Source organism: Prosthecobacter sp., from assembly GCF_044232965.1.
In the GTDB taxonomy this organism is placed as follows: Bacteria; Verrucomicrobiota; Verrucomicrobiia; order Verrucomicrobiales; family Verrucomicrobiaceae; genus Prosthecobacter.
Map to the genome: position 1 here is coordinate 1 of NZ_JBIIKX010000092.1, position 21,059 is coordinate 21,059.

Below are 21,059 nucleotides of genomic sequence, written 5' to 3' on the forward strand. Positions count from 1 at the left end.
GGACACGCTTGAGAGCGCCACAAGGTTCCATCATGCGAATCGGCCACCAACAGCACCCAGGCCGCGAAGAAGACTGGCCCCCAAGTTTTGGCCTTTTTAACCCCTCTTTTTCAACAGGCTGCTAAGCCGTGCTGTCGAAACGCGACGGGTTACATTTCCGCCATGTGGCGATTACGACACCATCACGCGTTTGAAGCGCCTGCTTCCAGGGGCACCAGATCACTTTCCCATGGTCCGTCGCAGCCCTTACTCCAGTCTTCCCACTCAGCGCCGACGCTCGCGCGGGCCCGTCATCGCCACGATCTTTGTCGCCCTGGCGGCACTGGGCCTCGTCACTCGAATGGTGAGCAGCCGCACCCAGCTCCCTGTGGCTGACGATCAACTCGTCACCAGCCTCGAAAAAGCAGCCACCGTGCTTCAAGAGGAGAGAAAAGCAGAGACCACGCCTCCGGCAGCAGCCGCTACTCATGCTGAAGCTGCGTCGGCAAGCACTGCGATCGTTCAACCTGAGAAAAAGTCCGCCGCAACACCTCCGCCAATGCCACAGGCCATGGCCGCCGACAAAGTGCGCGAGGAGTTTGAGAAAGCCGCCACGGTGTTACGCCAGTATTTCAAGTCTCCCTCTGACGATGCTCTGGCCACTCTGCTACGACATCCAGATCAATCACTTCCCCGTCATCGCACTTGGTCGCAGAAAAACCGCATCGTGCCCGCCGTGCCGCTGCGCATCGGTCCGCAATTTGGCACCGCAGGCAGCCTGCTGGTCACGCCGGTGAAAATGGCCGATGGCAGCAGCCGCCTTGCGGCTCTGGAAAAGACGGAAGCTGGCTACCGCCTCGACTGGGAGAGCTTCAGCGCCTGGGGAGAGTCACGCTTTGCCGATCTGCCTCAAGTCAGCGCGACAAGGCCGGTCCTGCTGCGCGTTACCGTCAAGCCCTCCACCGCCGTCGCGCCCGTGGCGGGAGCGCTCTCTTTCACACTCACCCACCCGGATGAGCGCTCCACACTGGCCGCCTACGCGACTCCTGACTCCCTCAGCGTCTCTCCCGCCGCCCGCATGCTTCGCGATGCAGGGGGCGGGATGTTCACCCTGCTGCTGACCATGAGCACCACGGACACGAAGACCGGCTGGGCAAACATCCACTCCGTTGTCTCCACTGGCTGGGTTGCGGAAATAGCGGAAAAGGAATGAAGCCTGCTGAGGCCACGAGGCTTGCCATTGCCATCACGCTCTCGTAAAACGTGCGGTAAATCACGCCGCATGGTCACCATCACGATCCAGGAACTCACCAAACGTTTCAGCGGCAGCGTTGTCCTCAGCAGTGTCGATTTGCAGATTGAAGCCGGGGAGCTGTTTTTCCTGCTCGGCCCCAGCGGTTGCGGGAAAACCACGCTGCTGCGGCATATCGCCGGGTTCTACACGCCGGATGCAGGCAAAATCTGGTTCGATGACGAGGATGTGACCCGCCTGCCCGCGCACAAACGCGGCACGGGCATGATGTTTCAAAGCTACGCGCTCTGGCCGCACCTCAACGTGGCGCAAAACGTGGCCTTTGGACTCGAAGAGCGCAAAAGGCCGCGCAAGGAGATCGAGCACCGTGTGTCTGAAGCGCTTTCGCAGGTCAAACTCGATGGCCTTGGCTCCCGCAAAATCCAGCAGCTCTCCGGCGGCCAACAGCAGCGTGTCGCGCTGGCCCGTGCGTTAGTCATTCGGCCCAAATGCCTGCTGCTCGACGAGCCGCTCTCGAATCTCGACGCCAAACTGCGCCTGGAGATGCGCAGTGAAATCAGAAACATCTGCAAACAGCACGGCCTCACCGCGATCTACGTCACGCATGATCGCGATGAAGCTCTCAGCATGGCCGACCGCATGGCGATCATGGAAGCGGGCAAGATCGCTCAAGTCGGCACGCCCACCGAGGTCTATCGCAACCCCGCCACGCGCATGGTCGCCGAGTTTATCGGCGAGACGAACTTCGTCGAAGGCCGTGCGCTGCGAGAAAGCAGTTGGGCAGGCTATTTCGATGTGGAAACCGCCTTCGGCGTGCTGCGTGGCCGCACCAACGACACTTCCTGGCAGCCCTCGCCTGGGCAGCCGGTCGTCTTGAGCATCCGGCCCGAGGCGATGACGTTTGCCAACCTCACCGACTCCACCAACCGCTTCCCCGGCCAGATCATCGACACGACCTACCTTGGGGCGACCGTGCAATACCAGCTTCAAGTGCAGAACGGCCCGCTCATGAAAGTGTGTGAAATCAACCCGCAGGAAATCCGCCCGCCCTCTGAGGAGGAAGTCCGCGCCATGGCGGGAATGAACGACGTCGTGATCCTGCGCAAATGAACGAACGGCTCACAGCTTTGCTGGATCACCCGCGCACGCAGGCCGTGCTCGCCTGGATGCGGCAGTGGCGCAAAGAACTCGCCGTCGTGCTGGCGATGCTGCTCACCATGATCGGCCCTTTCCTGCTCAAACCGGCGCAGAGCACCGCTCCGGCGCGTTATGACCGCCGCCTCGTCATCATCTCGCCGCATCATGACCGCATCCGCGAGGAGTTTGGTCATGCCTTCGCCCAGCATTGGAAGCAGAGCACCGGACAGACGCTTTACATCGACTGGCGTGTGCCCGGCGGCACCTCGGAGATCGCCATGCTCATCAAATCCGAAGCCAGCGCTGCGTTTCAGCAGCACTGGCAGCGTGATTTGAAAAAAACGTGGTCTCCATCTGTGGCGCAGGCTTGTTTGAATCCCAAGGCCGCCCCCGGAGATGAAGCACGCAAAGCCTACCTCGCATCCAACGTCAGCACCGGCATGGATGTGTTCTTTGGCGGTGGTGCCTATGATTTCGAGCAGCAGGCCAAGGCGGGCACGCTTGTCGCTGGTGATGGTGCAACGATTGGCGTCAGCGGTCTGATGAAGAAACATCCCGACTGGTTCGGCGAAAACGGCATCCCCGAAAAGCTCAGCGGCGAGCCGTTTCGCGATCCGCAGGGCCGCTGGTGCGGCGCGTGCCTTTCCAGCAGCGGCATCGTCTTCAATCGCGATGTGCTGCGCCGCATCGGCATCCCTGACGATCCCGACGCGTGGGAAGATCTCGCCGATCCGCGCTACTACGGCCAGATCGCCCTCAGCGATCCCGGCAAGAGCGGTTCCGTGACCAAAGCGCTCGAAATGCTCATCCAACAGCAGATGCAGATCGCCATTGATCGGCTCAAGACCGTCCCAAATGCCAAACGCACGCCTGAAGAGCTCGAAACCCAAGGCGTGGCCGAAGGTTGGAATGAAGGTCTGCGCCTGATCCTGCGCATCAGCGCCAATGCGCGTTACTTCACCGACTTCTCCACGAAAATCCCGCTCGAAGTCGCCCGTGGCGATGCCGGAGCGGGCATGTGCATCGACTTCTATGGCCGCTCCGCCGAAGAAGACGTGCGCAGGGCCGATGGCACCTCACGCGTCGGTTTCATCGCGCCGCTCGGCGGAACTTCGATCAGCGTCGATCCCATCGGCCTGCTGCGCGGTGCGCCCGATCCTGAAATCGCCACGGCGTTCATCGAGTTTGTGCTCGGCGATCCCGGACAGAAGCTTTGGAGCTTCCGCGTCGGTGAAACAGGCGGCCCGCGTCAGCATGCATTGCGTCGCCTGCCCGTGCGGCATGATCTTTACACGCCAGAAAACATCGCCCGCATGAGCGATGGTAAAGAAGCGCCGTTCGAGAAGGCGCAAGCCTTCACCTACCACCCCGAGCGCACCGGAGCCGCGTTCAATGCCATCCGTTTCCTGGTCCGCGTCATCTGCGTCGATTCCCACAATGAACTGCATGAGGCCTGGAAGCGCATCATCGACAACGGCATGCCTGAACGTGCCATCACCGTGCTCGAAGACCTCACCCGCGTGAAATACGAGGCCGCCACTGGCAACATCGCCAAAATCCTAGCCGCCCGTGACAAAGCTCAGGAAACCCGCCTAGCCCGCGAACTCGGCGACGCCTTTCGCAATCAATTCATCCGCGCCGGCACGATCGCCCGTCGTGGCTCCTGATCTTCCCGCCCCATGTCCAAAACCCTTTCGCTGCTGATCTTTCTGGTGATGACCGCGTTCTTCGCGTGCTTCTTCGCCTACCCGATCTGGGCGGCGCTGGAGGCGGCGTTTAGGGGGCCCAATCACGAGTTCACGCTGGAATACATCACCGAGGTCTTCCTCAACGAGCTGTATCGCGAAGGCTTGTGGAATTCGTTCATCATCGCGGTGTGGACGACGTTGGGATCGCTTGTCATCGCGCTGCCGCTGGCGGTTTGTTATGTGCGTTTCGCGTTTCCTGGCCGTGCGCTGCTCAATTCGCTCGTGCTAATGCCAATGATCCTGCCGCCCTTCGTCGGCGCCATCGGCATCAAGGCCATGCTGGGCCAGGCGGGGGCGTTGAACAGCTTCTTGATTAATCTAGGCCTCATGGATGCGATGCATCCGACCGACTGGCTCGGTCAGCAGCGCATGCTGGGCATCATCCTCATGGAGGTGCTGCATCTTTATCCGATCATCTACCTCAACGCCGCCGCCGCGCTGTCGAACCTCGACCCGGCCATGGAAGAAGCCGCTGCGAACCTCGGCTGCAACGCGTGGAGTCGCTTCTGGCGGGTCACACTGCCGCTGATCATGCCCGGTGTGTTCGCTGGCGGCACGATCGTGTTTGTGTGGTCCTTCACGGAGATGGGCGTGCCGCTGCTGTTTGATTACGACCGCGTCACCGCCGTGCAGGTCTTCCGCAGCATCAATGATCTCAGCGGGAATCCGTTCCCCTATGCCTTGGTGACGGTGATGCTCGTTTTCAGCACACTGTTCTACCTCACGAGCAAGCTGCTCTTTGGCAGTTCGAGCGCCAGCGGCGGCGGACGGGCCACGACAGGCCGCGAGACGATCCAATTACCCCCATGGCTCGGCTGGGCCTGCACTGCGTTCTTCGCCGGTGTCACCTTCCTTGCCGTGCTGCCGCATCTCGGAGTCGTGCTGCTGTCGTTCTCCAAAGACTGGTATGGCACCGTCATTCCGCACTCGCTCACCTTTTCTCATTACCACGACGCGCTCGGCCACGAACTCACGCTGTCCTCCATCGCGAACAGTTTGAAATATTCCGCGCTGGCAATGCTCGTGGCGCTCGTCCTCGGCATCGGCGTGGCCTACGTTTCCGTGCGCACCCGCATCTGGGGCCGCCAGATTCTCGATGCGATGGCCATGCTGCCGCTCGCTGTGCCAGGAATCGTGATGGCCTTCGGTTATCTCGCCATGACGCGTGAAGGACAGCCCTTTCACTGGCTCATGCTCGGCGAGGATCCGATTCTGCTGCTCGTCATCGCGTATGCGGTGCGAAGACTGCCCTACGTCGTGCGTTCCGCCGCCGCTGGTTTCCAACAAGTCAGTCCCACACTCGAAGAAGCCGCGCAAAACCTCGGCGCTCGACCCGAAAAAGCCCTCTGGCGCATCACGCTGCCATTGGTCGCTCCGAATCTCGTCGCCGGAGGCCTGCTCGCGTTTTCATTCGCCATGCTCGAAGTCAGCGACAGCATGATCCTCGCGCAACAAGCCGCGCACTTCCCCATCACGAAGGCGATTTACTCCCTAGTGCTCGCTCTTGGCAGCGGCCCCAACCTTGCATCAGCCCTCGGCGTGTGGGCGATGATCTTCCTAGCGGTGACGATTCTAGGAGCGGGAGTGATTCTGGGGAAGAAGCTCGGAGCATTGTTCAGAGGCTAACTCGAAGCCCTGGCTCCATCTGAATGGGACTTGGTTTTTTCACGCGAGCGATAGCGTGCCGCCCAAGCATTCGGTTTTCGCTCAACAACATCGGCAATGATCTCGCCCATGACGGGAGTGAACTTGAACGCGTGGCCGGAATCACCGGCGGCAACGATCAAACCAGCATGATCGGGATCGTGGTCGATCCAGAACGCACCGTCGAAGGTGTCGCAGTAGAGGCAGACACGGGATGAATGCAGCTGGGCTTCGGCGAGTGAGGGGAATGTCTCACGCAGGAAGGCGCGATAGCGCTCTTCTTCACCCACAGGCAGTGAACGCGGGTCATTTGCATTCACGCGACGACCAGGGCCATGATTGGCGACTTTGACGAGGCCGTCAGCGTTCGCGGGAAAGCCATACCAGCCGGTTTTGCCGATGTCAGCGCCCCACACAGGAAACTGCGGTGGTGTGAAGGGACGCGGATCGTGCGGCTTGAAGTGCAACACGGTCTGCGCCGTGGCCCACATGACGTCTTGCAGATGCGGCAGCAGCGAGGGCGTCCACGCACCGGCGGTGACGAGAACGTGATCTGCTTTCCAGCTTTGAGCGCTGGATGTGATGCCAACGCAACATGCGCCCTCAAACTGCGGACGAGGCTGATGGACTTCCCCGATGATCTCAATGCCCGCAGCGCGTGCTTCGGCGGCGAGTTTGGCGATGACGTGCCCGCTTTCGACCCAGCCGCCGATGGGATTGAGATAACCCTCGCGATAGGCCTTGTGATTCCACACCGGATGCAACTCGCGCAGCATCGCGGCGGAAGTGCGGCGCAGCTTGTGGCCGCGTGCGGTGAGAAACTGACGGCTATCGTGCTCGAAGCCGCTAGGCTTCATTTCATCCCGCGACATGACCAAGAAACCCACCTCGTGATACAAGTCCTCGCCCCATTTCGCATTCCAGGCCCGCCAACGGGTGAGACTGCACTCGCCCATGGCGGTATGTTGTTCGTCGTTGCCGTAATCCATGCGCACCACCTTGCTGATGTCGGTGGAGGCGGCGTCTGGATGCGGGAGACGGCCTTGATCGATCACCGTGACCTTCCAGCCGCGTGCACGGAGTTCGAGCGCGGCCGTGAGGCCGAAGCAACCGCCGCCGAGGATGAGGATGGATGCACTCATTCGTGCTGGATAGATTCAAACACTGCGCCGCCGAGCAATCGCTCGCCCTCATACAGCGCGCAGATTTGACCCGGGGTGAGTGCCCGTTGCGGTTCTTGGTATTCGAGTTCGGCACGGCCATCACCAAGCGGACGAAGGATGGCATCGCCTGCAGGGCAGCGATAACGTGGCTGGGCTTGCAGCAGGCGCTCGTCACTTAGAGGCTCTCCGGTGCTCGAAATGGAGTGCAGCACGGCTTTGCGCGCCCAGAGCAGCGGCGTGTCGGCGCTTTCGATGGCGACGACGAGTTCGTTCGTCTGCGGACGCTTGGCGACGACGACATAGGCCTGCTTGTGCAGCGGACTGGCGACTCCATGTCCCTTGCGCTGGCCGAGCGTGTAAAGATGCAGACCACGATGCTCGCCAAGCAGCTTGCCTTCGAGATTGACGATAGGCCCCGGCTTGTCCGGCACGAAGGTGCGCAGAAAGTCCTCCATTTTGACCTGGCCGATGAAGCAGATGCCCTGACTGTCTTTTTTCTGCGCCGTTTTCAGGCCAAACTGCCGTGCAAGGTCACGCAATTCCGGTTTGAGCAGATGGCCGATGGGAAACTGCGCGATGCCCACCTGATGCGGCTGCATCATGGCGAGGAAGTAGGTCTGGTCTTTATTCGAGTCGGCTCCGCGCAGGACATGATCGCCTTCTTTGCGGGCGTAATGGCCAGTGGCGATCGCCTCGAAGCCGTGTTCGCTCGCCCAATCCCACAGGACGCCGAATTTCATCTCGCGGTTGCACATCACGTCGGGATTCGGCGTGATGCCGGCCTGGTAGCCTTCGAGAAGGTATTTCACGACCTTCTCGCGGTATTCGGTCATCAGATTGACAACGCGGAACGGGATGCCGAGCTGCTTGGCGACGGCCTCGGCGTCCACGATGTCCTCCTCCCACGGGCAGTGGCCGATGATGTTCTCCTCGTTGATCCAGTTCTTCATGTACACGCCGGACACGTCATGCCCCGCGCGGACGAGCAGCGCGGCGGCCACGCTGCTGTCCACGCCTCCAGACATGGCGGCGAGAATTTTCATGCGGCGAGAATCGGCGGCTGGCCGCGCACGTCAACGAAGAGGCGCGTGGCGGTCTCCCGCACACGCGCCTGAATCCATTCAAAGTTGCCTCAAATCAGCTCTTTTGGCCCACAAACTTGGCATCGCCAAAGGCAAGAATGAGAATGAAAATGGGGGAGAGCAGCCAGAGGCCCACACCAAAGCCGCCGCCTTTGCCGAAGTTTTTTGCCAGCCCCAGCGAAACGAGCAGGGAGATGATGAAGTTCACGAAAGGAATGATGAGCAGAATGATCCACCAAACGGGTTTGCCCGAGATGCGGAGAAACACAATGATGTTGTAGATCGGAACGATGGCAGCCCAGCCAGGCTCCCCAGCCTTGGTGAAGACTTTCCACATGGCGACAACCATGAGAACAATGACCGCCAGCAGAATGATGGTTCCCACCGGGCCGAGGTTCCCCTGAGCCGAATATTCAAAGTTAACAGCACTGGCCTCTTGCAGCATTGGAAGCAGATACGTGAGCATATGGATGTGTGGTTTGGATTGCGAATCCTCACGGAAGGATTTCCTAGAGTGATTTCTCCAATGACAGCAAAAAGCCCGCCACCTGGCAAGAATGAATCTGGGAGTCTGACAAAACCGCTGACAGAACCCCGGCTTGATCTTTGCCTGCCTCGCATTCAGATGCGGCATGGCACGATTTGAAAAGACCCCGACAGGCGAATTCCATTCCGGCTACGGCTGCATCATCATGACGGCGGTGGCGGCGGTGTTTGGTTTCATCGTGTGGTGGTCCTGGTATTCACTGGTGACGATGGACAAGGAGATCGGCCTCTTGACGCAGCCGACGCCGGTGGTGATGCCCGCGATCCCGCCGCAACCCGGGCTTGAGCAAAAGCTGGCCGACTTTGCCAAAGCCGCGAACGCGGGCCAGACAGCGGCCTTGAAGCTCTCAGTGGCCGAGTTGAACGCCCTGCTCCTGCTGGCCCCGGATGGCGGCAACGGCACCTACAAGGACATGCTGCGGGTGAAGTCACTCGATGCTGCCAAGAGCCTCATCATCACCGATGCCAGCCTGCCCATGAACACCGCCAAGTTCTGGGAGGACACGAAGCGTTACCTCGTCGGCGAGATCGACTTCGCCATCGAAATGACCGCCCTGGGGCCGGACACGAAGGTCAGTGCCGTGCGCATCCCTGGCAAAACGGTGCCTGAGGGCATGCTCAAAGGCATGCAGATGTATGGCTATCTCGGTCCTTACCAGGCGCACCCGACGATTGGTCCCGTGCTGAAGGCGATCAAGCAGGCCAAAGTCGAATCCGACGGCCTCTTGCTTTCCACCCAACCTTGACCGCTTGACTCCTGGACCATGATTTTACCTGAACATCCGAACCCGTGGCAAACTGTCTCCACCCGCGAGGCCTATGCGAATCCTTGGATTCGCGTGCGCGAGGATCAGGTCATCAAACCGACGGGCGGACCCGGCATCTATGGCGTGGTGGAGTACAAGAACATCGCCGTCGGCGTGATTCCCGTGGATGACGAGGGCTTCACCTGGCTCGTCGGCCAATGGCGTTACTGCCACGAGCGTTACGAATGGGAGATCCCCGAAGGCGGCTGCCCGGCGGGTGAATCCACCGAGGATGCCGCGCGTCGCGAACTGCTGGAGGAAACCGGCATCGTGGCCGAGAAAATCGAGCCACTGCTCTCCGGCATCCAGCTTTCCAACTCCACCAGCAACGAGACCTGTGACATTTTCATCGCCACGGGGCTCACCTTTGCCCAGGCGCAGCCGGAGGATACGGAGGAGCTTGAAGTGCTGCGTTTGCCACTCGCCGAGGCGATTCAAATGGCGCGTGACGGCCGTATCCGCGACAGCGTCAGCGTTCTGGCACTGCTGGCTTTATCTCACCTGGGTTAAAAGAACCCGAACTCCGCCTTTGACAGGGGGGAGGAGGCATGTATTCTCGCGCCCCTTTTCCCCCAGGGATCTCGTCGCCATGGCAACCACACAAGTCATTCTCAAAGAAAAAATCAAAGGTCTCGGAGCCGAGGCTGATGTCGTCAAAGTGAAGCGCGGCTTCGCCCGTAACTTCCTCCTGCCGCAAGGCAAGGCCTACGAGGCATCCAAAGGCAATCTTCGCTACACCGAGCGTCTCAAGGCCGTCCGTGCCGAGCGTGAGGCCAAGGAAGTTGCCGAGGCTGAAAAAGTCGCCAGCAAGCTCAAGAAAACGAAGCTCAAGCTCACCCTCGCCACCGGCCAGGGCGGCAAGGCTTTCGGGGCGATCACCACCATGGACATCGCCAAGGCCATCACCGAACAGGCTGGAATGGAGATCGACCGTCACCAGATCGTTCTGGAGCGTCCGATCAAGAACACCGGTGCTTTCGAAATCGAGGTCAAGCTTGGCCACGAAGTGTCCGCCACGATCAAGCTGACCGTCACCGCCGCTGGCGATTCTTCCGCCGAAGGGGAAGACTCCGCCGAGTAAGCTGACAACTCTGTCTTATCATGAGGCCGCCCTGCGCAAGCGTGGCGGCCTCATTGTTTGTCACCTTCGGCACGAAAATATCAGCTTCACGCTGAAAAGAACCGAAAAAGCAGCTCGGCAATAGTGTATTGACATGCCACACGTCACTTTGGAGCATCCACACATCGAATCATGAAGAAATACAACGTCGGAATCATCGGATACGGCTGGGCCGCGAGCGCCCACATCGAGGCTATCAACAAGACCACCCAGGGCCAGGTCACCGCGATCTATTCCTCCCGTAAACTGGATGACGCAGAACTGACCGCGAAGCATGGCTCCCCGATCAAGAGCTACTGCAACCTCGATGAGATGCTCGCCAACCCGGACATTCATGTCGTTGATATTTCCAGCTACCCCAGCCAGCACCGCAACCAGGCCGTGGCCGCCGCGAACGCCAAGAAACACATCATCTTGGAAAAGCCGATGGCGAACTCTCTCCAGGAAGTGCGCGAAATCGCCGCCGCCGCCAAAGCCAACGGCGTGAAGGGCTGCGTGTGCTTTGAGTGCCGCTTCTCCAACCAGTTCCAAGTCACCAAGGCGCTCATCGACGAGGGCCTGCTCGGCACCCTGCACTATGGCGAGGTCGATTACTATCACGGCATCGGCCCCTGGTACGGCCAGTTCCGCTGGAACACGGGCAAGAAGGACGGCGGCAGCGCCCTGCTCACCGCAGGCTGTCACGCGCTCGACGCCCTGCTCATGGTCATGGGCAACGAAGTGGACAGCGTCACCAGCTTCTCCACCAAATCGAAGAGCGACATCTTCAAGCCCTACGAGTACGACACCACCAGCGTGACCCTCATCCACTTCAAGAACGGCAGCATCGGCAAAGCCGCCGCCGTGGTGGACTGCCTCCAGCCCTACTACTTCCACACCCACCTCTGCGGCAGCCAAGGTAGCCTGCTGGACGACAAGTTCCACTCCATGAAGCTGCACACGGACAAGCACGCGTGGAGCAAGCTCTCCATGAAGATGCTCGATTCCGGTGATGTGAGCGACCATCCGTATCAAAGCCAGTTCCAGGCCTTCTTCGACGCCCTGGACGAGGGCAAGGACATGCCGCTGACCAGCTTCACCGAATCGCTCAAGAGCTTCGAGGTCATCTTCGCCTCCGACAAGAGTGCTGAACTCGGTGGCAAGCCGGTGAAAATCGCGGACCTTGGGTAAAACAAGGTTTGGCTTCTCAGCGAATCAAGCCCCAATTTCTTCCCAGCGGGAAATAGCAGAACAGTGCCGGACCCACGAGGTTGCGCTCCGGCACTGCACCCCACACGCGGCTGTCGGAGCTGTTGTAGCTGTTGTCTCCCATGGCGAAATACTGGTCGAGGCGGAGCCTGACATGCTCATACGAGCCGCCCACACTGGCGGCTGGGCCGTAGCCTTTGTAGCCATTCACGGGCTGGCTTTCCGTGCCGCTCATCACGCGCTTGAATCCCGCTTCCTCGGCCAGCTTGCCGTTGATTTTGAGCAGAGGCGAATCGACTTCCAACTCATCCCCAGGCACACCCGCAAGACGCTTGATGTAGTGCTGCGAACCCTGCTCCTCTGGCACGCCGATGGCGCTGATGTTGTTCGTGGTGAAAACAAACACCTCCCCGCGCACCGGGCGGCGGAAATGGTAGGCAAACTTGTTCACCAACACATGGTCCCCGGTGTCCACCGTGCCACGCGCAAGAAGCTGGCCTTCGGTGATGGTTTTGCCAGCCAGCGAGCCCTCGTAATAGCGACGGCTGTTGTCAGGCGTGTACATGGGGTTCTCCTTCGGCGCGGCTCCCGCGTATTGAAACAGGCCCAAATTGTGCCGCACGGTAGTTAGCTGGGCCTTGGGCGCCCAGATCCACTGCGTTTCCCCATCTTCAAAATGCAGTCGGCAGTGCGCGAAGAAGCCGAGGAAGCTGTGCTCAGTAAGCGGTTCCCTGTCGCGAAGAACCCCGGTATGTTTCGCCACCACGTTGAAGTAGCTGCGGCCCGTCACCCAGTCCTTGCAGCGCACGAAGATGTTCGGCGTCGCGTCTTCCTCCGTGTGTTCCGCCACCAAGCCGTAAAGCGTGGGCTGCATGGAGCCGGTGGGAATCTTGAAGGGCTGGGCGATGTAGCTGCGAATGCCCAGCGCGATGACGATGGCGACGAAGAACACCTCGATGTTGTCCGCGATCTCAGAGGTCGCCGCATGCGGCAGCGCCCTCTCACAGGTGTTGTTGATCTCGGTGGTGAGCGTGTCGATGCGAGCACGGTCCCGTGACTTCATCGCATCCTCCAGGCTCGTGCGCAGTGTGGTGATCTCCTCCAACTTCGCCGAGGGCAGCACGTCGCGCTTGTAGTTGATGAAACGCGTCACCCCCTTGTGCAGGAGCTTGGCGTGCTTGAGGTAGCGGGGAGTGAGGAAAAGCATGACGATGGAAAACGGTCAATTGTTCTTCAAAACTTCAATGAACGCCTCCTGCGGGATGTTCACGCGGCCGATGGATTTCATGCGCTTCTTGCCCTCTTTCTGCTTCTCCAGCAGCTTGCGTTTGCGGGAGATGTCCCCGCCGTAGCACTTGGCGGTCACGTCCTTGCGCAGGGCGCTGATGGATTCACGAGCGATGATTTTGCCTCCGATGGCGGCCTGGATGGCGACGACAAAGAGCTGCTGAGGAATGACTTCTTTCAGCTTCGCGCAGAGCTGACGGCCACGGCTCTCGGCCTTGCTGCGGTGGACGATGCAGGAGAAGGCATCCACCGGCTCGCTGGCGATGAGGATGTCCATTTTCACCAGTTCCGCCGCCTGGGTACCGGCGTGCTCATAATCCATGCTGCCGTAGCCACGCGTGATGGATTTGAGCTTGTCATTGAAGTCCACGAGGATCTCGTTCAACGGCATGACGGTGTGCAGGAGCACGCGACGGTCGTCGAGAGTCTCGGTGTTGTTCACCACGCCACGCTTATCCATAACGAGCTGCATCATGTCGCCGATGTACTCATTCGGAATCATGACGTTCACCTTCACGATCGGCTCACGGATTTCGTCGATCTCGTTCGCGGGCGGCAGGAAGGTGGGATTGTCCACTTGAAGCTCGGTGCCATCAGTTTTCCGCACGTCATAAATGACGGATGGATACGTCGAGATGACGTCCATGTTGAACTCACGGCGCAGACGCTCCTGGACGATCTCCATGTGCAGCAGTCCGAGAAAGCCGCAGCGGAAGCCGAAACCAAGCGCGGCGGAGCTTTCCGCCATGAAGGTGAACGCGGCATCATTGATCTGAAGCTTGCCGACGGCGAGCTTCAGTGCCTCGAAGTCATCCGTGCTGACGGGGTAAATGCCACTGAAGACAAGCGGGTGGATCTCTTTGAAGCCGGGCAGCGGCTCGGGAGCAGGCTTGCGAGTCTCGGTGAGCGTGTCACCGATCTTCACGTCAGCCGTGGTTTTGACGTTGGCGATGATGTAGCCGACGTCGCCAGCCTCCAGCTTTTCACAGGGGACCATCTTCGGGCGGAAGGTGCCGACGTCCTTGATTTCGGAATCGTTGCCCGAAGCCATCAGTCGCACTTTTTGACCACGAATGATGGTGCCGGAGATGACGCGGACATAACTGACGACACCGCGATACGGATCGAAGATCGAATCAAACACCGAGGCTCGCAGGTAGCCGTCGCCGGGATCTGTCGGCGGCGGAATGAAGGCCACAATGGCTTCCAGAATGTCCACGATGCCGATGCCCATTTTGGCGCTGGCAGGCACGGCCTCATCCGCCGAGAGCTGCAGGATGTCCTCAAGCTGGCGTTTGACCTTGTCGATGTCGGCGCTCGGGAGGTCGATCTTGTTGATGATGGGGACGACGTGCAGGTTTTGCTGCAAGGCCAGGTTCAGATTGGCCACCGTCTGGGCTTCCACGCCCTGGCTGGCATCGACGAGCAGCAGCGCCCCTTCACAGGCGGCCAGCGAGCGGCTCACCTCGTAGCTGAAATCGACGTGTCCGGGCGTGTCGAGCAGATTGAGCTTGTACATCTGGCCATTTTTGGCCTTGTAGTTCATGCACACCGGATGCGCTTTGATGGTGATGCCTCGTTCGCGCTCCAGATCCATCGAATCCAGGAGCTGGTCCTGCTGCTGCCTTACCGTGATGGTCTGGGTCGTCTCCAGCAGCCTGTCCGATAGCGTGGTTTTCCCATGGTCGATGTGGGCGATGATGGAGAAGTTGCGGGTGTTGGCAATGGACATTCGGGGGGCTTGGAAGGGGGGCGGCCTATGTAGTCCATGGCCGTCTGGAATGCAATTGCGATGCTTGCAGCCCTTGCCATGCCGGGGAATGGATGCGGAATGAAACGCGAATTACTTTCCGAAGAAACCCTTCAGATAGCGCTGGCCTCCCTGCCCGACTGGCAGATTGAGGGACGTGAACTGGTGCGGGAATTCCGCTTCGACAGCTACCTGGCAGGCATTGAGTTCGTGAATCGCATCGCCCAAGAAGCCGAGGCGCTGAATCATCACCCCGACCTGCTCGTCGGCTGGCGCAAGGTCATCGTTCGGCTGACCACTCACAGCGCGGGCGGTTTGACCGGCCTCGATGTGACGCTCGCCGGGAACATCAGCGCGGTTTGAACTCAGCGGGCCACTGCCGCCGTGTCCCGGTTGACCTTCTGGCCCGATGGATCAATGACGTCCACCGTCACAAAGATGATGATATTCTTCGTCTCGGTTTCCGCGACCTCACTGCGGAACAGCCACCCGACAAAAGGAAGATTCCCCAAAACTGGAATTCGATCATCGACCATGGTGCGTTTCTGAACCTTCGCCCCCCCCAGCACCACTGTGGCTCCGTCCCAAATCTTAACCGAGGTAGCCACTTTCCGGGTTTTGAAGATGGGCTGCAAAATATAGTTCGGAGTGATGAGCTGCTCCGGCTGACTGATCGGCACATAACCTGTGGTAGCCGCGACACCCGCCAGTCCGGGAACAGCACCAGCAATCGCACCTAATTGGATAGGAAGAAGTGAACGAGAACTCGGAGAAAAAATGGGGGATCCATAATTCACAAAGCCTTCAAAATCGGTCAATTCAGGTGTGATCGTGAGTTCAATGCTGCGTCCATCGTCTGAAATGACCGGCTCTACATCCACCAACACACCGGTTTTCCTCATTTCAAAAGCCGTCGGAGTCGTGGGCGTGGCGATCATCTGTTGTCCACCACCGCCCCCTCCCAGAGTGAGACCGCCCCCGCCCTGTGGCAATTGTGGCGGATCGAATTCTGTCGGGTAGATAAACTCACGCGTGATCTCCACCGTGGCCTTGAGCCCGTTCTTTGTGGTCACGCTGGGCGAGGCATTCACATCTATACCCTTTTTTTGCGCCAGCCCTCGAATGACTGTCTGAAACTGAGGGTCGGTGAAAACCCCAGCAACTGACAGCACTCCTGGTGCCACACTGGCGCTGCTCGTGGCAGAACCGGTTCTGAGCAGCGCATCTAGCGAATTGAGGCCCGTGGCGTATGTTCCAGAACGCAAGCCGGAACTGATCGGGCCTCCGCCCACCGGTATCGGAGCAGATCCACCCGGAACTTGTCCGGTAAAGGATGAGGTGATCCCAGACGGCAACGGGCCGGCAAGGGCATCGGAAACGGGCAGCGAAGGAAATACCGTCACTCCATTGACCACCGTCGCAGGAGTAGCCAGCGTGCTTGCGAATGGATAATTGGCAGCCGTGTACGGCGTGCCACTGCCCGCGCTGCCACCGCCAAAAAATACATTGTTGCCATTTGTTCCCGCTCCACCGAGCAGCCAGTCAAAACCCAGTTCATCCAGATTGGTTTGGTTGACCTCCAGCATGCGCACGGTGATCACCGCCATCTTCGGCGCGGCTTTCGACGCCTGCTCGACGAACATCTCTACCATTTCCATGTTGGCAACCGTGTTGCGGACCGTCAGCGTGCTGGTGTTCGAATTGAAATTGGCGCTAGAACCCTCTGGGAAAGCGACCCCACGAGCCTCGAGAAACTCTTTTGCGCCCATGCGGCGGATGACCAGACCACCACCCGCTGGTGCCTGTGCGCCAAAAGGATCAGCCGGAGCCGCGGCACCCGCATCCCCCGCCGGAGCGTTTTGAATGAAGTCCGGCGGGACCCGGAAGGAACGGGAGATGATGACGCCGCTGCGCTCACTGAGAGAGACGAACGTCACCGCATGATCGTCCACCTTGTAGCTCACGCCGGACATCTCACTCACATAGCGCAGAACCTCCTCCATGGGCACATCCCGCAGGTTCAGACTGATGGGCTTGTTGCGCGACTCTGGCGGCACATTGAGAATGAAATTGATGCCCGCCCCCTGCGGGTCCAGGTCACGGCTGCGAACACGCAGTAACTCGGCCACCTCATCCAGAGTTGCTCCGGCGAAATCCACCTGGGGAAAAATCAAGGTGCGGAGCTTCTGAGTGATCTTTTCCCGCCCGCCCTGCTCATTGTCTAAAGCCGCAGCACGGGCACCAAACATCACACTGACATCCTGCGCCGTTAGCGGCACCGGATCCTCCCACTTTTGGTCCACCGCGCTGAGCATCTTGGAACGCGTATGATCATAAGCGGCCTTGAAATAGCTTTGCCTGGCTCGCTCCACCGACTCCATACCACGCCGGGCGGCGCTGTTTGCAGGGTCAATGCGCAAAACATCCTCGTAAGTCTTGATCGAGTTGTCGTAATCACCAAGCTCACGAAAAGAATCAGCCTTGATCAGCAGCTTCTGCACCTCATGCACGTCCGTGATATGCTTTTCAGTCAGTGCAGGTGGCCAGCGGTCGGGGTCGGCAAACTGCTGCTTCAACTCCGCAACTCTGGAATCCTTGGGAGAGATGGTCAGCAGATTGTCCAGCAAATCCCCCGCTTGCTTGTACGCCCCCTTGGACTGCAAGGCGCGGGCGTGCATGCAGCCGGCCACCACATAGCCGTTTTGGGCAGCCAGGCGGGCCTCGTGTGTCAGCGGTGTTTCGGGCAGGCTTTCGTAGCTGGTAGTAAAAAGCGCCAGCGCTTCCTCGGCCTTCTGCTGATTGATCAGTTCATAGCCACGCTGGATGTCATCGATTGCCTTATTTGCCGAGATCGCCCGCCGCCGGGCTTCTTTTTCCGCGAGAGCAGACACTGACTGGGCACGGATGGTCCCTAGCGAGAAGCTCAGAGCTGCCAAAGTCATCGTCAAGGCTCCGCCAATCAGGCGAAACCGGGGCATCTGGAGAATGCGGGAAGGGGGCGGGAGCATCAAGGAGTTGGAAAAATTAGGTTTATATCAGGGCCGGACGCTTCGCCAAAGCATTTTCTGCGGAGATTTCGCGTCCTGGCAGTTGCCCCCCTTCCCCATCTTGCTCTGATGCCGTCTCTTATCTCTCCAATCATGTCGAAAACCCCCATCAAAGTCGCAGTCACCGGCGCCGCCGGTCAAATCGGTTACGCCCTCCTTTTCCGCATCGCTTCCGGTGCCATGTTTGGCCCGGATCAACCCGTGATTCTCCAGCTCATTGAGGCTCCCTTTGAGAAGCCGCTCGCCGCCCTCGCCGGTGTGGCCATGGAGCTCGATGACTGCGCTTTCCCGCTGCTCAAGGGCATCGTGCAGACCAGCGATCCCGCCGTCGGCTTCAAAGACGCCAACTGGATCCTCCTCGTCGGCGCCAAGCCGCGTGGTCCGGGCATGGAGCGTGCCGATCTTCTCAAGGACAATGGCAAGATCTTCATCGAGCAGGGCAAGATCATCGACGCCGTGGCCGCCGCTGACGCCCGGGTCGCCGTCGTCGGCAATCCGGCCAACACCAACTGCATGATCGCCGCCTCGCAAGCGAAGCGCCTCACGGCGGACCGCTTCACCGCCATGGTCCGCCTCGACCAGAACCGGGCACAGACCCAGCTCGCCCAGAAGGCCGGTGTCGATCTCACCGAGGTGAAGGACATCTTTATCTACGGCAACCACAGCCCTACCATGTTCCCCGCCTTTGCGCACGCCACCATCGGCGGCAAAGCGGCCGCGTCCGTCATCAATGACCAGGCTTGGCTCGAAGGCCCGTTCTGCGAAACCGTCGGCAAACGCGGTGCCGCCATCATCGCAGCTCGTGGCGCTTCTTCCGCCGCCTCCGCCGCGAACGCCCTCGTCGATCACGTCCGCTCCCTCGTCACTCCTGGCGCGATCCATTCCATCGCCGTGAAGAGCAACGGCCTCTACGGCTTCGATCCCGAAGTCTGGGCCGGCATGCCCGTCCGCACCACCACTCCTGGCAGCTACGAAGTCATTACCGGCTACGAAATGAACGACTTCGCCAAGTCCAAGATCGCCGCGACGAATAAGGAACTCGTCGATGAGCGCTCTTTCGTGGCCGACATGCTGAAGTAGCGCCTGCGGCGGTCAAGGCTTCGCCTGTCAAGAAATGGTGAAGAGGCCAAAAGGTGCCGTCTTGACCCTTTTGACCACTACTTGACCTTCCCATCCGTCTCCTCCGTCCCATGCCTCCCCTCCGGGTCGCATGGGACTTTTTTGCCACTCTCGGCAAAACGCCCCTCCCGCTCGCGTTAAAGCCCCATGCTTTCCACCCGACGCGACTTCCTCCAGACCACCGGCTGTGGCTTCGGCTATCTCGCCTGGCAGGCCATGGCGCAAAGTCAGGCCGCCCTGGCCAATCCGCTCGCCAACCGCCGCCCGCATCATCAACCGAAGGCGAAGCGCGTCATTTTTCTCTTCATGCAAGGCGGTGTGAGCCATGTTGATTCCTACGACTACAAACCGCGCCTGCTCAAAGACGACGGAAAGCTCATCGACGTGGCCGACTCCCGCATCGTGGCAAAGACCGGCAAAGGCGCGCCCCAGCGCGTCATGAAGCCGCTGTGGGACTTCCAGCAGCACGGCGAGACCGGCCACTGGGCCTCCAATCTCTTCCCGCACATCAATCACCACATCGACGACCTCTGCTTTCTGCACGGCATGCACACTGAAGGCGTCGCCCACGGCCCCGCCACGCTTTTCCTGCACACCGGCACCACCAGCTTCATCCGCCCCAGCATGGGTTCCTGGGTCATGTACGGTCTCGGCGCGGAAAATGAAAACCTGCCCGGCTTCATGACCATCAGCCCCAGCCTCGGCAACGGCGGCCCGCGCAACTACGGCAACGGCTTCCTCCCTGCCGTGTTCCAGGGCACTCCTGTCGGTCGCAGCGGTCAGCCCGCCAAGGAATCGACGATCAAAAACATCGCCAACACCTTCTGGACACCCGAGCAGCAGCGCAAGCAGTTCGGCCTCCTCAGCGCCCTCAATGCCGAGCAGGCCGCCAAAGCCATGCCCGGCGACACCGAGATCGACGCCGTCATCCGCAGCTACGAGCTCGCCGCCCGCATGCAGACCAACGCACCCGGCGCCATGGACCTCTCCGACGAATCGGAAGCCACCCTCAAACTTTACGGCATCAATGAGGAACCCACCGACAACTACGGCCGCCAGTGCCTCATGGCCCGCCGCCTTGCCGAGCAGGGCGTGCGCTACATCCAGGTCAATTACGGCGACAACTCCAACAACCCCGCCTGGGACCAACACTCCAACCTCCCCAAGCACGGCGACCACGCCGCTGCCGTCGATAAACCCATCGCCGGCCTCCTTGCCGACCTCAAACAACGCGGCCTTTTGGAAGACACCATCGTCTGGTGGGGCGGTGAATTTGGCCGCACCCCTTACGCACAGAACAACGGCACCGGCCGCGACCACAACCCCCTCGGCTTCACCGTCTGGGTCGCCGGTGGCGGTTTCAAGTCTGGATTCTCCCACGGCGTCACCGACGACATCGGCCACATGGCCGTCGAGGACAAAGTCCACATGCACGACCTGCATGCCACCATCCTCCACCAGCTCGGCCTCGATCACGAAAAGCTCACCTTCCGCCACGCCGGGCGCGACTTCCGCCTCACCGATGTTCACGGGCATGTGGTGAAGGAAATTATCGCCTAAACCCATCCAAACAGGGTTTTAAAGGACGAAACGAAGGAAACAGAGATCAGAAAATCTTCGTTGCCTTTGTTATCTCCTGTTCAATTCAAACTTCTGCCTCACCGGAGACAAAGAAGGCCTGGGCGATGAATCAGCGACAGCTCGATGGGTGGCAACGGAATCCGACAGGCAGGCCGGAGGCAGAGGGTGTTTCACCCCATGGCGCGGACTGGCCGCCCTGGGTAACTTGTGGGCACGAGAGCACCTTCTCATCCCGAACCCCACTCACACTCACTCCATGCACCCCGCCCTCCACACCCTCCTCCTCGACCAACCGACTCCGGCCAGCAAAGACTTCGCTCAGCAACTGGCCTCCACAGCCAAGGAAGCCGCCCAGCAGGTGACCACCAAAACCAAGGAAGTCACTCAGGCTGCCAAAGACATGTTCCAATCCGCCGCCACACGCGCTGAAGACACCCTGGTTCAATCCAGGCAGTATGTGCGCGAGAATCCCCTGCCGGTCGCGCTAGCAGCCTGTTGAAAAAGAGGGGTTAAAAAGGCCAAAACTTGGGGGCCAGTCTTCTTCGCGGCCTGGGTGCTGTTGGTGGCCGATTCGCATGATGGAACCTTGTGGCGCTCTCAAGCGTGTCCA

Annotated in this window: 18 protein-coding genes; 12 read left to right on the top strand and 6 right to left on the bottom strand. The window is 60.0% G+C overall.

Annotated features, from left to right (window positions below):
• The first annotated feature begins 229 nt into the window (after positions 1-229).
• The 4 genes from ACILSI_RS24065 (at position 230) to ACILSI_RS24080 (ending at position 5,742) form a co-directional block, all read left to right on the top strand.
• On the top strand, positions 230-1,192 hold the full coding sequence (locus tag ACILSI_RS24065) for a hypothetical protein (RefSeq protein WP_395724471.1): 963 nt from the start codon (positions 230-232) through the stop codon (positions 1,190-1,192).
• A 69-nt stretch (positions 1,193-1,261) separates the two neighbouring features.
• Positions 1,262-2,341, top strand: a complete 1,080-nt coding sequence (locus ACILSI_RS24070) for an ABC transporter ATP-binding protein (protein ID WP_395724472.1) — start codon at positions 1,262-1,264, stop codon at positions 2,339-2,341.
• The gene (locus ACILSI_RS24075; protein ID WP_395724473.1) at positions 2,338-4,035 is read left to right on the top strand and encodes an extracellular solute-binding protein; all 1,698 of its coding nucleotides are present in this window, start codon (positions 2,338-2,340) and stop codon (positions 4,033-4,035) included. The genes ACILSI_RS24070 and ACILSI_RS24075 overlap by 4 nt, the downstream gene beginning before the upstream one ends.
• A gap of 12 nt (positions 4,036-4,047) precedes the next feature.
• Positions 4,048-5,742: an ABC transporter permease gene (locus tag ACILSI_RS24080; protein WP_395724474.1), complete on the top strand. Its 1,695-nt coding sequence runs from the start codon at positions 4,048-4,050 to the stop codon at positions 5,740-5,742.
• On the opposite strand, the gene ACILSI_RS24085 is transcribed toward ACILSI_RS24080, so the two are convergent.
• The 3 genes from ACILSI_RS24085 to ACILSI_RS24095 form a co-directional block, all read right to left on the bottom strand.
• Complete coding sequence (locus tag ACILSI_RS24085) at positions 5,739-6,902, bottom strand: FAD-dependent oxidoreductase (protein WP_395724475.1); 1,164 nt, start codon at positions 6,900-6,902, stop codon at positions 5,739-5,741. The two genes, ACILSI_RS24080 and ACILSI_RS24085, sit on opposite strands and share 4 nt — an antisense overlap.
• A complete protein-coding gene (mnmA, locus tag ACILSI_RS24090; RefSeq protein WP_395724476.1) occupies positions 6,899-7,966 on the bottom strand; it encodes a tRNA 2-thiouridine(34) synthase MnmA in 1,068 nt (355 codons plus the stop codon). The genes ACILSI_RS24085 and mnmA overlap by 4 nt, the downstream gene beginning before the upstream one ends.
• A 94-nt stretch (positions 7,967-8,060) precedes the next feature.
• Positions 8,061-8,390, bottom strand: a complete 330-nt coding sequence (locus tag ACILSI_RS24095; protein WP_395724477.1) for a DUF5684 domain-containing protein — start codon at positions 8,388-8,390, stop codon at positions 8,061-8,063.
• A gap of 247 nt (positions 8,391-8,637) precedes the next feature.
• Between ACILSI_RS24095 and ACILSI_RS24100 the strand changes: the two genes are divergently transcribed.
• The 4 genes from ACILSI_RS24100 to ACILSI_RS24115 all read left to right on the top strand — a co-directional run bounded on the left by ACILSI_RS24100 (position 8,638) and on the right by ACILSI_RS24115 (position 11,647).
• Complete coding sequence (locus ACILSI_RS24100) at positions 8,638-9,297, top strand: hypothetical protein (RefSeq protein ID WP_395724478.1); 660 nt, start codon at positions 8,638-8,640, stop codon at positions 9,295-9,297.
• An 18-nt stretch (positions 9,298-9,315) separates the two neighbouring features.
• A complete protein-coding gene (locus tag ACILSI_RS24105) occupies positions 9,316-9,867 on the top strand; it encodes an NUDIX domain-containing protein (RefSeq protein ID WP_395724479.1) in 552 nt (183 codons plus the stop codon).
• A gap of 79 nt (positions 9,868-9,946) precedes the next feature.
• Complete coding sequence (gene rplI / locus ACILSI_RS24110) at positions 9,947-10,438, top strand: 50S ribosomal protein L9 (protein ID WP_395724480.1); 492 nt, start codon at positions 9,947-9,949, stop codon at positions 10,436-10,438.
• 171 nt (positions 10,439-10,609) lie between these two features.
• Complete coding sequence (locus tag ACILSI_RS24115; protein WP_395724481.1) at positions 10,610-11,647, top strand: Gfo/Idh/MocA family protein; 1,038 nt, start codon at positions 10,610-10,612, stop codon at positions 11,645-11,647.
• Between the two features lie 16 nt (positions 11,648-11,663).
• Here the strand turns inward: ACILSI_RS24115 and lepB are convergent, their stop codons facing one another.
• Both lepB and lepA read right to left on the bottom strand, forming a co-directional pair.
• Entirely contained in the window at positions 11,664-12,872 is a 1,209-nt protein-coding gene (gene lepB, locus ACILSI_RS24120) for a signal peptidase I (protein ID WP_395724482.1), read from the bottom strand.
• Positions 12,873-12,887: 15 nt separating this feature from the next.
• Positions 12,888-14,684 (bottom strand): translation elongation factor 4, encoded by a 1,797-nt coding sequence (gene lepA / locus ACILSI_RS24125; RefSeq protein WP_395724483.1) that lies wholly within the window; start codon positions 14,682-14,684, stop codon positions 12,888-12,890.
• A 99-nt stretch (positions 14,685-14,783) separates the two neighbouring features.
• On the opposite strand from lepA, the gene ACILSI_RS24130 reads away from it, so the two are divergent.
• Positions 14,784-15,065 carry a 4a-hydroxytetrahydrobiopterin dehydratase gene (locus tag ACILSI_RS24130; protein ID WP_395724484.1) on the top strand — a complete coding sequence of 94 codons (282 nt, stop codon included), beginning with the start codon at positions 14,784-14,786 and terminating at the stop codon, positions 15,063-15,065.
• A 2-nt stretch (positions 15,066-15,067) separates the two neighbouring features.
• Here the strand turns inward: ACILSI_RS24130 and ACILSI_RS24135 are convergent, their stop codons facing one another.
• The gene (locus ACILSI_RS24135) at positions 15,068-17,680 is read right to left on the bottom strand and encodes an Amuc_1098 family type IV pilus outer membrane protein (RefSeq protein WP_395724485.1); all 2,613 of its coding nucleotides are present in this window, start codon (positions 17,678-17,680) and stop codon (positions 15,068-15,070) included.
• A gap of 162 nt (positions 17,681-17,842) precedes the next feature.
• Here ACILSI_RS24135 and ACILSI_RS24140 point away from each other — a divergent pair, with 162 nt between their 5' ends.
• The 3 genes from ACILSI_RS24140 (at position 17,843) to ACILSI_RS24150 (ending at position 20,948) form a co-directional block, all read left to right on the top strand.
• Positions 17,843-18,829 carry a malate dehydrogenase gene (locus tag ACILSI_RS24140; RefSeq protein ID WP_395724486.1) on the top strand — a complete coding sequence of 329 codons (987 nt, stop codon included), beginning with the start codon at positions 17,843-17,845 and terminating at the stop codon, positions 18,827-18,829.
• A gap of 186 nt (positions 18,830-19,015) precedes the next feature.
• Complete coding sequence (locus tag ACILSI_RS24145) at positions 19,016-20,428, top strand: DUF1501 domain-containing protein (RefSeq protein ID WP_395724487.1); 1,413 nt, start codon at positions 19,016-19,018, stop codon at positions 20,426-20,428.
• 277 nt (positions 20,429-20,705) lie between these two features.
• On the top strand, positions 20,706-20,948 hold the full coding sequence (locus ACILSI_RS24150; RefSeq protein WP_395724488.1) for a hypothetical protein: 243 nt from the start codon (positions 20,706-20,708) through the stop codon (positions 20,946-20,948).
• Positions 20,949-21,059: the final 111 nt, after the last annotated feature.

Excerpts from the sequence above, each read along its gene's own strand:
- mnmA (WP_395724476.1), bottom strand. The coding sequence starts at position 7,966 with ATGAAAATTCTCGCCGCCATGTCTGGAGGCGTGGACAGCAGCGTGGCC.
- ACILSI_RS24150 (WP_395724488.1), top strand. The coding sequence starts at position 20,706 with ATGCACCCCGCCCTCCACACCCTCCTCCTCGACCAACCGACTCCGGCC.
- ACILSI_RS24145 (WP_395724487.1), top strand. The coding sequence starts at position 19,016 with ATGCTTTCCACCCGACGCGACTTCCTCCAGACCACCGGCTGTGGCTTC.
- ACILSI_RS24135 (WP_395724485.1), bottom strand. The coding sequence starts at position 17,680 with ATGCCCCGGTTTCGCCTGATTGGCGGAGCCTTGACGATGACTTTGGCA.
- lepB (WP_395724482.1), bottom strand. The coding sequence starts at position 12,872 with ATGCTTTTCCTCACTCCCCGCTACCTCAAGCACGCCAAGCTCCTGCAC.
- lepA (WP_395724483.1), bottom strand. The coding sequence starts at position 14,684 with ATGTCCATTGCCAACACCCGCAACTTCTCCATCATCGCCCACATCGAC.
- ACILSI_RS24070 (WP_395724472.1), top strand. The coding sequence starts at position 1,262 with ATGGTCACCATCACGATCCAGGAACTCACCAAACGTTTCAGCGGCAGC.
- rplI (WP_395724480.1), top strand. The coding sequence starts at position 9,947 with ATGGCAACCACACAAGTCATTCTCAAAGAAAAAATCAAAGGTCTCGGA.
- ACILSI_RS24080 (WP_395724474.1), top strand. The coding sequence starts at position 4,048 with ATGTCCAAAACCCTTTCGCTGCTGATCTTTCTGGTGATGACCGCGTTC.
- ACILSI_RS24075 (WP_395724473.1), top strand. The coding sequence starts at position 2,338 with ATGAACGAACGGCTCACAGCTTTGCTGGATCACCCGCGCACGCAGGCC.
- ACILSI_RS24085 (WP_395724475.1), bottom strand. The coding sequence starts at position 6,902 with ATGAGTGCATCCATCCTCATCCTCGGCGGCGGTTGCTTCGGCCTCACG.
- ACILSI_RS24140 (WP_395724486.1), top strand. The coding sequence starts at position 17,843 with ATGTCGAAAACCCCCATCAAAGTCGCAGTCACCGGCGCCGCCGGTCAA.
- ACILSI_RS24130 (WP_395724484.1), top strand. The coding sequence starts at position 14,784 with ATGAAACGCGAATTACTTTCCGAAGAAACCCTTCAGATAGCGCTGGCC.
- ACILSI_RS24105 (WP_395724479.1), top strand. The coding sequence starts at position 9,316 with ATGATTTTACCTGAACATCCGAACCCGTGGCAAACTGTCTCCACCCGC.
- ACILSI_RS24065 (WP_395724471.1), top strand. The coding sequence starts at position 230 with ATGGTCCGTCGCAGCCCTTACTCCAGTCTTCCCACTCAGCGCCGACGC.
- ACILSI_RS24100 (WP_395724478.1), top strand. The coding sequence starts at position 8,638 with ATGGCACGATTTGAAAAGACCCCGACAGGCGAATTCCATTCCGGCTAC.
- ACILSI_RS24115 (WP_395724481.1), top strand. The coding sequence starts at position 10,610 with ATGAAGAAATACAACGTCGGAATCATCGGATACGGCTGGGCCGCGAGC.